The sequence below is a fragment of the Petrotoga halophila DSM 16923 genome (assembly GCF_002924615.1).
In genome coordinates this window covers 1-11665 of record NZ_JALY01000141.1, presented here as the reverse complement: position 1 = coordinate 11665, position 11665 = coordinate 1, and the positions used below count along the sequence as shown (strand labels likewise).

At 30.9% G+C, this 11665-nt stretch carries 15 protein-coding genes; 13 read left to right on the top strand and 2 right to left on the bottom strand.

The window, feature by feature from the left end; genetic code table 11:
• Positions 1-1287, bottom strand: a 1287-nt coding sequence (locus AA81_RS07185; RefSeq protein ID WP_103898668.1) for a hypothetical protein, incomplete at its 3' end; no start/stop codon positions are given.
• A gap of 368 nt (positions 1288-1655) precedes the next feature.
• Here AA81_RS07185 and AA81_RS14200 point away from each other — a divergent pair.
• Positions 1656-1799, top strand: a complete 144-nt coding sequence (locus tag AA81_RS14200) for a hypothetical protein (RefSeq protein ID WP_169926258.1) — start codon at positions 1656-1658, stop codon at positions 1797-1799.
• A 367-nt stretch (positions 1800-2166) separates the two neighbouring features.
• On the opposite strand, the gene AA81_RS14195 is transcribed toward AA81_RS14200, so the two are convergent.
• On the bottom strand, positions 2167-2310 hold the full coding sequence (locus AA81_RS14195) for a hypothetical protein (RefSeq protein WP_169926259.1): 144 nt from the start codon (positions 2308-2310) through the stop codon (positions 2167-2169).
• Positions 2311-2520: 210 nt separating this feature from the next.
• Between AA81_RS14195 and AA81_RS14190 the strand changes: the two genes are divergently transcribed.
• From AA81_RS14190 to AA81_RS07135, 12 genes are all read left to right on the top strand, one after another.
• Positions 2521-2679, top strand: a complete 159-nt coding sequence (locus AA81_RS14190) for a hypothetical protein (RefSeq protein WP_169926260.1) — start codon at positions 2521-2523, stop codon at positions 2677-2679.
• A 633-nt stretch (positions 2680-3312) separates the two neighbouring features.
• Positions 3313-3462, top strand: coding sequence for a transposase (locus tag AA81_RS07180; protein ID WP_146026615.1), 150 nt, complete (start codon positions 3313-3315; stop codon positions 3460-3462).
• Positions 3463-3616: 154 nt separating this feature from the next.
• Positions 3617-5008, top strand: a complete 1392-nt coding sequence (locus AA81_RS07175; RefSeq protein ID WP_103078162.1) for a radical SAM protein — start codon at positions 3617-3619, stop codon at positions 5006-5008.
• Complete coding sequence (locus tag AA81_RS07170; RefSeq protein ID WP_103078163.1) at positions 5005-6222, top strand: hypothetical protein; 1218 nt, start codon at positions 5005-5007, stop codon at positions 6220-6222. The genes AA81_RS07175 and AA81_RS07170 overlap by 4 nt, the downstream gene beginning before the upstream one ends.
• A 1-nt stretch (position 6223) precedes the next feature.
• Positions 6224-6403 (top strand): hypothetical protein, encoded by a 180-nt coding sequence (locus tag AA81_RS07165; RefSeq protein WP_103078164.1) that lies wholly within the window; start codon positions 6224-6226, stop codon positions 6401-6403.
• A gap of 4 nt (positions 6404-6407) precedes the next feature.
• Positions 6408-7322: an ABC transporter ATP-binding protein gene (locus tag AA81_RS07160; protein ID WP_103078165.1), complete on the top strand. Its 915-nt coding sequence runs from the start codon at positions 6408-6410 to the stop codon at positions 7320-7322.
• A complete protein-coding gene (locus AA81_RS07155; protein ID WP_103078166.1) occupies positions 7319-7966 on the top strand; it encodes an ABC transporter permease in 648 nt (215 codons plus the stop codon). The genes AA81_RS07160 and AA81_RS07155 overlap by 4 nt, the downstream gene beginning before the upstream one ends.
• A 244-nt stretch (positions 7967-8210) precedes the next feature.
• Positions 8211-9875 (top strand): ABC transporter ATP-binding protein, encoded by a 1665-nt coding sequence (locus AA81_RS07150; RefSeq protein WP_103078167.1) that lies wholly within the window; start codon positions 8211-8213, stop codon positions 9873-9875.
• A 219-nt stretch (positions 9876-10094) separates the two neighbouring features.
• Positions 10095-10229, top strand: coding sequence for a hypothetical protein (locus AA81_RS14695; protein ID WP_281255710.1), 135 nt, complete (start codon positions 10095-10097; stop codon positions 10227-10229).
• A 102-nt stretch (positions 10230-10331) separates the two neighbouring features.
• A complete protein-coding gene (locus AA81_RS07145) occupies positions 10332-10559 on the top strand; it encodes a hypothetical protein (protein WP_103898667.1) in 228 nt (75 codons plus the stop codon).
• Positions 10537-10716 carry a hypothetical protein gene (locus tag AA81_RS07140; RefSeq protein ID WP_103898666.1) on the top strand — a complete coding sequence of 60 codons (180 nt, stop codon included), beginning with the start codon at positions 10537-10539 and terminating at the stop codon, positions 10714-10716. The genes AA81_RS07145 and AA81_RS07140 overlap by 23 nt, the downstream gene beginning before the upstream one ends.
• Positions 10717-10838: 122 nt before the next feature.
• On the top strand, positions 10839-11537 hold the full coding sequence (locus tag AA81_RS07135; protein WP_103078170.1) for a hypothetical protein: 699 nt from the start codon (positions 10839-10841) through the stop codon (positions 11535-11537).
• Positions 11538-11665 lie beyond the last annotated feature (128 nt).

Below are 11665 nucleotides of genomic sequence, written 5' to 3'. Positions count from 1 at the left end.
GTTTACTAACTCTTTCGTGTAGTAATCGCATCTTTCTTCAATTAAACTGTCATCTTCTATCTCTTTAATTATCTTTTTTAGATCAATCTCTTCTTTGTAGTAATGAACGAGGTAAGAGGTAAAGAGTTCTGATATTTGTCTTTCTTTTGGAAGATTTTTAAAATTTTCAAAGTTTACCTTAAACTTTTTATCTATGTCTTTCTTTTTCAATTCTTTGATTATACACAAAGGTGTGGATGTGTTGATTTCAAACTCAAGAGCATCTATTATGTTTCTCAAGGTATTTGGTTGAATGTACTTTGTCTTTGCAGATAAAAACTCTTTCAACGTTCTTTCAGAAACGTTTATTGAATCAATGGGTATCTTTTCTTTTCCTATCTCTTTCCTTATGAAATCTCTCAGTTTTGGTGTACTTCTGTGTTGGTTGTTATCCAAATTGAATACAAAGTACTTTAATTGGTTAATGATATCTTTAAAAGTATTCTTTATCAGTTCACTTTCAGATTTGTTGAGTTGAGATAAACACCTCGAAAAGATAAAGGCGGTCTCATAAACCAGAGGGTCGTTATTATTCTTTTGTACTTGAAATGTAGTATCAAGGGAATTGAAAGCATCAAATTTATCATCATCGAAGTAGTAACCAAGATAGAATCCCAATGGAAAGGTAAAAGCTAAAGCCTTTTCTTTGTTAATATCTTTCAACCACCAAGATGAATTGTTTAAAGCTTGCACCATACCAGAAGGATGTGGAATAGTTTTTAAAATCTTAAATGCTTCAACGTTCAAAGAAACTGTTTCATTGTATTGCTCTTCGTTCTTTTTTCCTCTTGCTTTTGATAGCAATATGAAGCTTTTGGTGGTAAGAGTATTTTCATAACTTTCACTCCAAATTCTAATAGTTTGCAAGTCTTTTTCTTCAAAATTTAACTCACGAACATTCTTTAACTTCTCAACGACTATTCCTCTTAAATACTTAGGAAGTGTGGCGAATTCTTCCTTCAATTGATTGAATACTTCTTTAATCTCTTCATTCTTAGAAAGATTGACTAAAATACCTATCATTAAACAGTGCAAACCACCTTTTTTCAATCCCTTTATCTCTTCATCTATTATCTCAAGGGCTTCATCGTATTGAACATCCCATTTTAATTTCAAAACGTTTATGTAATTGACGATGTTTTTATTTTTATCTGATCTATCACTTTCTAAGTAATGAACAACATAATTCAAAATTGGTCTTATGAACTGTCCTTTATTCACAATTTCAATTAAAGATCGAAGATTCATTCTAAGAACCTCCTTATCCTCATGAAATATTTACACAATGTTATAATAATAGAATATTCGTTTACTTCAATTCAACATAGAAATTTTCTAAAAATAGACCGAAACCATTCAAACATAATTGTACCATAATACAGATAATAAAAAGAAAAAGAAAATATAAGTAATTTAAAGATAACAAAAATTGTCAAATTTGATTTTAACGTAAGCTTTTTTTGACCGATCTCTATAATACTTTATTAATAAATATTTGAACCCACTTAAAAAAACAGTTGAAAACCATATGGGAAAGTGTATGATTAAAGTGAAGGGTTGGATTATTTGAAATTTTAGACTTTAATTAAAAGAATAATCTAAGGGGGTAAAAGAGGATGAAGAAATTTTTTGTTGTTTTGTTGATCACAGGTCTGCTAATGAGTGGAATATTTGTTTTTGGTGGAGATGGTCACATTACAGGATCAACAGATGGAGTAGAACACTGGACGGTTGTAAGTGGTGTAGAAGAAGTATGGTAAATGTTTGATTGATGTATTTACTTTGTGAAAAAAGCAACATTTGAAAAAGCTTAAAAGATTTAAAAAAGTAACAAAATAAGTTTTTGAAGTAAAAGATTGTGAATTTAGGAATTATTTGCCGGCAAGAAGTAACTCTGCAGGAAAAATGGTGAAAAATAAAGGCTTTCTCACGAAAATAGTGGGTAAGTAAGTTAGAGTTAAAAGGAGTTTATCTAAAGCAATAAAATACATTGCAACATAAAAAGTTTTTTTGTAATCGAATAATTTTTGGATTTATCAAATATTATCTGCTTTTAGGAAATGTTTCCTTGCTGCAGTTTTGATTTGCATCGTATGTACTCTAATATTTACCATGATTTTCGAACTTTTAACTTTTTTTGAATTCCGCATATATGTTGATTGTATCTCCTTGTTGTTCTATCTTTGGTATGTACCATGGCTCTGTTATATTCAGTATCTGTTCAAAGAATTTGAATAACTCTTTTTTCAGATTATTTAATCCAGGGCTCATATTTCTTTTTTTCTACTCACACTTTTTGGAAGAGAATAAAAAAGATATTATGTAAATGAGAGGAAGATTAACAATCCTTATTTGAGTAGATGAATTTTTTCATTCGACGAAATTTTTTATCCCAAACAATGAGAAAAAAAGGTTCATTAATTGTTTCCTTCTATGCCAAGGTAGGGAAAATAAAATTTTAACAGAAAGGAGTGAAAACAGATGAATACAGTTAACAACGTAGAACCAGATGGACCAGTTGCATGTGGGGCTCTTTGCGTTGCAGCATGTGCTATAGCTTGTATGGTTGACGGGGTTGGACCTATTCTAGATTTTTATGGAATATCTGCATATGCAACCGCAGAGGCATCATGGAGTTAAATGTATAATTTGTATTTCTCCTATGGGAAAAGAGATGCTTTATGAAAACAGTAACTAGTTCAGAACCAGAGGGTTTTTTATGTGGACTTACGTGTGGAAGCATTTGTATTCTTTATTGCCTATCGGATTCACAGTTATTCCCGCTATGGACGCAGCAGCTAGCATGACAGGTTACGTGCTAGGATATCAGTATTGATTTACATTTCTAATTAATTGTAAGCCTTACCTTGGCTTTTTTACGAAAAATAGAAATTTTTTTATTATTTTTTCTGGCATTCACTAAAAAAAAGTGTAACAAAAATTAGAGTCTACTAAAAGAAAAGTGGTTTTTTCCATCAACAATGCGATTGTGAAAAGAATTTTTAGAAATGTCAATACCTACAAAATACATATTTTTCTTCTCACTAATGTTAGTATTGTTTAAGAATCCCTCATTTACATTCATTCTTCTAATGTAGCGTTGAAAGGGCAATTAAGTCTCGGAATATGGTGAAAAGCGGGTAGCGAACAAACTTTTTAACGAACTTGAAAGTTCGTCAATATGTGCTTCTACTACCCATTGATTTTTTAAAGTAAATAGTTGTTTATGCTTATATTGTTTCATCAAATATTTATTATATCAGAAATATACAAGTGGTTAGAAATGCAATAGTATATGATTACAACAACGAACTAGCAGAAGGTTCTGTGAATAAATTGAAAGTCATTAAAAGGATAATGTATGGAAGTAACAAATTTGATGTGTTGAGACATACACTTCTTTTTGTTGAGAGGCATGGATAGAGTCCAACAATCAGTAGAAAGAAGCAATATTCGCTTATCTGTGGCATTAGGGTTTATAAAAATAAAATATCAAATAGGATTAGGAAAAAGGATAAATTAAACAGAACTAATTTTATTAAAAACCAAGGTTTAATCAAAGGAGGAAAAGAAAATAATGGAAGGGTTTTTTTTTGAAACAAAGAAAGGAAATCAATATTTTTATTCTGATTCAACAGGAGTAGTCAAATATGTGGATAATATAAAAGCAGCCAGACAATTAGAAAAGGAAAACAAAACCAAAAATTGTATTTTGCAACAAAAGGTCGAATTAGAAGATATACATACTTATTTAAAACAAAATGGTACAAAGGAGTTATTTCTAATAGTTACAGAAGACTGTAATCTTAGATGCAAATATTGTGCATATTCAGGAAACTATTACAATATGAGAATACATAGGCAAGTTTACATGGAAAGCAGTATAGCAAAAGAAGCTGTTAAAAAATACTTAAACACTTTAAAAGAAACAAAGAGGAGAAATCCATATTTAAAACCCATTATTGGTTTTTATGGAGGGGAGCCTTTATTAAATTTTGATCTTATTAAAGAAGTAATTAATTATGCAAAAAAGATCTATAAAGGATGTTTTTTTACACTTACAACAAATGGGATTTTACTGAGGAAGGAAATAGCAGATTTCCTTGCTCAAAATGAAGTTGCAATTGCAGTCAGTTTGAATGGGCAGAGAGAAGAACATGATAGGCTTCGCGTTTTTCCAGATCATTCTGGAAGCTTTGATATAATTTTAAAAAATTTAATAAATCTGAGTGAAAAATATTCTGATTATTATAAAAAGTTCTGTTCTATAATTGTATGCTATGATTATGGTAGCGATATAATAGAAATGTCACGTTTTTTTGATAAGCAAGCTGATTTATTAAAAGTCGCAAGAGTTAATATGATTTCAGACTCTTTTGGAAGATGGTACAAACGATACTCTAAAGAGGACAAAGAGAAATTTTTTGAAAGAATGGAATACTGTAAACAAATGTATTTTGAACATTTAAAAAGAGGAAATGAAAATAGATTTTTGTCTGCACTAATAGGTACACCATATACTTTAATTCTTAACAGAAGCATAAATATCCTTTACTCTTTAACGAGGCCAAAATTTTTACCTTTTACAGCAACTTGCGTACCGGGAACAAAAGTTGCTGTTGATCCAGATGGTAATTTACATTGTTGTGAAAAAATGAATTATAATTTCCCTATCGGCAATGTACAAAAGTGGTTAGAAATTGAAAAGATAGGAATTCTTGTGGAAAAATATAATAGTGAGATAACCAAAGATTGTTTGAATTGTTGTGTAAAGAGATTATGTCCTTTGTGTTTTGCGTTAACAGCTGGCATTGAAAAATTTGAAAAAGAGCCGGCAGACGTTTGTGAGAAAATCAGAAAAAGTATTAAGAAACAATTTGAAGAAGTATGGAGCCTTCTCGAAGATGGTGTTGATCTTTTCGATATTGTGACGCAAAAAGGTTATAAACAGGGGGGTGTATTTCTTTGAAAGAACGTTTTTTTAAGTTAAATAAGTGGAACATCCTTGTGGAAAATGATAAAGCTAAAGAAGCTGCTATTTACAACCTATATAATGGCGATATAATTGAGCTTGATGAAGATTGGGCAAAAGTGATACATTATCTTCAAACGGGGGAGTTAATATCCAAAGTTGATCATCCGAAAACACCAGAAATTATTCAAACATTAAGTGATAAAAGTATAGGGAAGTGCTATGATAAGTTAATATACGAGGAAAAAACGAGAAAAGGTATGTTGCTTCCTTTAAAAGGGATTCAATCTCCACCTCCTGTAATTAATAGATTTTTTATTCAATTACCAACTAATTGTAATCTAAACTGTTCCTTTTGCAATTCTCTCAATTCCATCCCGTGTTTAACTTGCTCTAATGAAAAGTCTGAAAAAAATGTTGAACATTTTGACTATAGGCGTTTTTTACCTCGTATTTTAGACTTAAAGCCTATTAATCTTATCTTACATGGGGGGAATCCCTTCCTCCTTGGTAATAAACTTAACAACCTTGTGAATCAATGTAAATATTTATCTGAATCAACTCAAATATGGGTTGTAACACATTGGAAACATTTGTTTTCGAAAATAAAAGAAAATAAGAGAAATCTTACTGAAAATTTAAATTGTTATATAGTTATTCCCGCATCGAACTTTAATGAAGATGAAGATAATTCAAAAAAATTCTGTTACACATTGGATTATGTTAAAAATCGCTTACAAAGTTTTGTACCAGTAATCGTGTTGGATTCGGATAATAATATTGAAAGGCTGAGAGAAGAAATAATGAAATTCAACCCCCAAGGTTTGTATGTATCTCATATTTATCGTAAAAGTAACTTTCGAGAATTTAACAACAGTCATTTTGTTCGAGTTAATGTTGAGACTTTTTGGCACAATTTCTATCATCATCCCTGCTTGTATGGAACTCTTGCTTTAACCTCGAACGGTAAGATTTTACCATGTCCCCACATGAAGAAAGAAATCTTGGCAGATGTAATGAATGATTCAGAACCTTTTGAAAGAATATTTGGTGATAGAGAAATTGATAAATATTGGAATCTAAATTTGGGAAAGATTGAAAAGTGCAAGGAATGTATCTTTAGGTATGGTTGTTTTGAATGTAGAGCAGTAGAACTGAAATTGACAAACGATTTATTAGGGAAATTTCTATGTTCAAAGGTGGGGCATTAATATGTCTAATCCACCAGCTTTTTTTGTGATTCTCACCATAGGATACGCTTTACGAACAATATACGAGTTCCGCATTGGAGAAGGCAAAGGTTTTCTAAAATTATTGCTTAAAAGTTTTGCAACATCAACATTAGTAATTTTAATTCTTATAATGCTATGTCATCTTTTAGGAGGAAGATAGATTTATGGAAACAATAATATTGAAAGATATTCGGAAGGTTTATAAAAACGGGGTAGAAGCTTTGAAAGATATTAATATTTCAATAAATGCGGGAGAAATTGTAGGATTGATTGGGCCAAACGGTGCAGGAAAAACTACCCTGATAAATATAATATTAGGACTTTTGAAACCAACTGAAGGAGTTTCAAAAATTTTAGGGGTAGATACCGATAAGATGACCAAGCAACAAAGGAAAAAGATAGGTTTCATTTTGGATGGACCTGGTCTATATAATGATTTAACTGTTGATGAAAATATAAAGTTCTGGAGTGAATTATATGGGGTTTCCCAAGTACGTGGAGAAGCATTACTAAATCAATGGGGACTTTACGAAAATAGGGGAAGTTTGGTAAAGGGACTTTCCGCAGGTATGAAGCAAAAGTTAGCCATATCAAGAGCATTTTTGCATGATCCTTCAATTGTTTTAATGGATGAACCAACGTCCAATCTTGATCCAGTAGCCAGGAAAAACATGGTAGAATTTTTAAAAAGCTTACATGATAAAGAAAAAACACTTTTAATAACCTCTCATGACCTTTTCGATATAGAAAGAATATGTTCAAGGATAATACTTTTGAGAAGAGGACAAATAGTTGTATCTGGAAATATGGAAGAATTGAAAGAGGCTTTGGGAGTTAGAATGGGTGTAACAATAAAGGTAAGTAGTAAAATTCCCAAGGATATAGTAAATGAGATTTCAAAGGATTCTGAAGTAAATGTAATAGGAGAAAAAGAGTTGATACTCTCTGGAGATAAAATAAGTCCATCATCAGTAGTTCGATATCTCGTGAATAAAGGAATAGAGGTCGAAAAGGTGGAAGAAGAAAAAGTGACGCTTGAGGATATATATACTTATATCGTGAAGGAGGACGAAGAATGATGAAAGCCCTAATTAAAAAAGAGTTACGAACGTTCATAAGGAAACAATTCCAATTATTGTTGCTTTTGACGGCTATTACAATCTTTGTAATAGTGTTTAATTTGGATGGTTCAAATAAATTTAACCCTATTCTTATCTCATCTTTTACGGTTACTTTTTTCGTACCTTATACATTTGGTTGGATCAGCTTTCAAAAAGAGAAGGAAAATAAAAATATCTCATACCTTTTGGCATCACCTTTAAATATAAAAGAAATATTCTTGGGGAAAATGTTGGCAGTATTATTGTTCACACAGGTATTCATGTTATGGGGAATTATTGTGCAATATATAACAAACATTTTTTCTATGGGAGTAATTGCTAATTTTGAAATACTTTTAACGGTATTGATAACCTTTCCGATTTGGTCGGCGGTACTTAGTGGTTTGGTTGGAATAGGGCTTCTCGTGTTTGATAACCCATTCATAGTTAGAATCCTTCTTTTTTTATTCTTAATTTTTGTGGGAATGAATGGAAATCTGTGGGAAAAGTTAATTATTTTAGAAAACTGGCAAAATCTTATTTTCATATTTTTGGGATTAATGGCTATATTAGGAATCATCTACTTCGTAAATATCTTTGGCAAAAGACTGATGATAGAATAAGAAAAAACCCTTTCAACAACGTTCCTATTTGAGGAAAAAGTTGTATATAAGGCAAGAGCTAGTGTTTTGCGTTGAGATAGAGAAATTTGCGGTGATTGTGAGTTACTTCATTTCTGTTGGCCTTGTATTTTAAGGGCTAGAAAAGCGGTTGAAGATGGATTGATGGATATTGATAGATGCAAGTGGATAAATGATTCGTATGTAGAATTTTTAAGAGTAAAAGTACCAAATAGAGGAGATAAAGATGGCCTTAAATAAATTCGGTACTTTAAGTTTTGTTTTTAAATACGTAAAAAGGAGAATATGGCTTTTTATCTTGGGCATGATTATGCTAATTGTACTCACTTTGGTTGCTCTTTTACCCCCTTATCTCACAAAACTCGCTTTTGATGAAGGGATTATGGCAAGAAATATGAATGTTCTTATTAAATTCGTGTTGATCCTTGTTGGTACCTATCTTTTACAAAGTATAATTAACTACAGTTCTTCCGTGTTGTTCACTTTTTTAAATCAACATACACTTCTTGATATGAAGAAAGATCTCAACAAAAATATTTTGAATCTTCCATTAGAATTTTTTACGACCAACGAAAGTGGATATATCCTTGCCCGAATGAAAGAAGTTGACTCCTTGAGTTCCTTTTTCTCCATGAATACTCTAAGGGCGATCATAAGCATCTTTGAATTTGTAGGTGCTCTTTTTATTATGTTTTCAATGAACTTTAAGCTCACTATTCTATTACTTTTAATGGTTCCTGTATTCGGTATAGTAACAAAAATCTTTGGAAGATCTCTTAAAAAATTCACTCATGCCTCTCTTGAAAAAGGTGCAATGTACAGCGGGAAATTGCAACAAGCGATTTTAGGTGGAGAAGAAATAAAGAGACTTGGCATAGAAGAAAAACAGGTAAAGGAGATAAACCAAGCGAGTGAACAATTTGCAAAGACGATGATAAAAAGGGGAATCTCGATGTCAGGGGGAACAGAGTTATTGACACTTTTTTCTTCTCTTGCAAGTGTATTTTTGCTATACGTTGGAGGAAGTGCAGTTCTAAATGAAAATATCTCTATCGGTACCTATATGGCATTCGCAGGTTATTTTTCGAAATTATATGCCCCTGTTTTAAATTGGAACACAACGATGTTGACTATCCAACCAGCCTTCGTTGCTTTGGAAAGAATCAGAAATTTTTTCTTCAAATACCAAAAAGAGGAAGAAACTGGTGATGAATTAGAATTAAACCAAATAAATGAAATAGAGATGAAAAATGTAAGCTTTAAATATCCGGTTGGTAATGATTATGTGATAGAAAACTTTGATTTAAATGCCAAAAAAGGTACTAAAATACTTTTAAAAGGTCCAAATGGAAGCGGTAAATCGACGATAATAAGATTGCTTTTAGGGTTTTATAACAACTATGATGGTAAGATATTGGTTAATGGAACGGACTTGAAAAAGATATCAAAAAAATCATTAAGAAAACTCTTTTCAATAGTATCGCAGAGGATTTTTCTCTTAAACTCTTCGATAGCAGAAAATATAAAAATCGTTGATGAAATAGATGAGGAACAATATCAAAAGGTTTTACTTAAATCGGGTTTAAAGGGATTTGTCGACTCTCTACCCTTGAGAGACAAAACACCTGTGGGGGAAAATGGGATAAAACTATCAGGTGGACAGATTCAAAAGATAGCAATAGCTCGAGCTATCGCAAAAGCTAATTCGGACGTTTATGTTTTTGATGAAGCTACCGCACATCTGGATAGTGAAACAAGAGAGTTGATAAAGAAATTCATCAAAGAAAAATTGAACGATAAAATATGTGTGATAATAGATCATTCAAATAACTTTGATGATGTCTGCAACAAAATTATAGATATAACGAAAGAAGAACAATTAAAAAATTGATTTTTATTTCTAATTTTAAAAAAATAGAGTAAAATCTTCCAAAAAAACTATATCATAATACGGATAAAAGAAGAAAAAGAGAGTATAAGTAATTTAAAGATAACAAAAATTATCGAGCTTGATTTTAACATAAATTTTTTGGCCGATCCCTGTAATACTTTATCAATAAATATTTGAAGCCAATTAAAAAAACACTTGTACGAGGAGGTGAATGAAAATATGAATAATCTGAACCCCGAATACATCATTGAGGGAGTCGATTGTGCTGGATGTTTTATTTGTAATTTTTGTTTATTAGGAGGTTGGTCCGTACTTATGCTGATTGGTTTAGCTACTATGGTATACGTTGGTTAAAAAGAAGATAAGTAATTTATTATTATAGGGGAAGAGGAAATTTTTCTCTTCCCTATAAGAAATTCATTTTTGTATAAAATATAAAGAAAGGAAGAAAAAAAGATGAAAATGTTTAGAGGGCGATTTTTGATAATGTTTATCTTGATTGCTGTCACCTTCACTTTTTCAGTGAATTTAGAATTCGATGAAAGCTTTGTTGTTAATCTACATGACAATGAAAACGAAATATTGGATATAGTTACTCAAAAAGGTAATGTGTATCTTTTGTCAGAGAACGGCTTAGTGTATTTTATAGATTCAAGGAGAAATGGAAATATTCGTATTAGATGAAGATCTGAATATAAGATTGTATATAAATAACCCAAATTTGCTCTATTATCCGAAGTTTGCCTTTGATAAAAATGTAAATGCCGATGGGAAAAATATCCTCTATATTTACAATTACAGGGACCTTAAGAGATATTTCTTTGAGGTTTCTCTACCTTAAAAAAGTTAAAAGAGAAAAGAAAATGTGATGGAATAAAATACGATCGAATGTGGGAGATCAAATTGACAAACAATTTAGTAGGGAAATTTCTATATTCAAGGAAAAAGCGGGGGTGTATATAGATGAAAAAAATAATGAAATATAATTTTAGGATGCTATTAACCAGTTTTGCTTACTTCTATTTTCCAGCAATTTTGTTGATAGCAATAACAACTTTTACACTTTATAGCTTTGTGGGTTCTGAACCTAATGAGGTACCGGAGCTTATTTCCAATAGAATGTTTATTATCATGGCTTTATTTATGTACACGATAGGAGCCATCTTGATACTCAGCAATTTAGTTATACCAGAAAAAACAACAGGTAGAATAGAACTTTTACTATCGAACGGCTTTGAAATACAACCTTATCTGTATAGCTCTATTATTGTTGGTTGGATAGTTATGGAAGTTGAATTAGTTTTAATATTCATCATTCCAAATATTTTAACAATTACTTTCCTTGAAAAAAGTTTTTTTAATGGTTCACTCTTTAAAATAATTATATTTGTTTCTGCCTTTGGTTTTGGATTGCTTTCTATTATGTATTATCTAATTTTTAGAATTCGAAGAATAAGTATAATCAATAACTTGTTTTTTATAATAGGATTCATAGTTGTTTTTGGTGGCAGTTATTTGACTTCAACTTTTCCCTTGACAGAGCAGTTCAACGATATAATTTTATGGATACTGTTAGGGGCAGGGGTATTTTTATTTTTCTTCACAGTAGTAGCTGGAAGAAAGATAACCAAAGAGACTGTAGTATTAACTATTCCAGATTAAAGGGATTTGAGAATAGAGTTTATATAGACAGTTTGGAAATTAAAGGTTTATCAAAAATTTTTTTCAAAAAAATATGTATTTTATCTCCTCAAATTCGTTTTCTTCCGTTTCGTTTACTAAAAAATCAT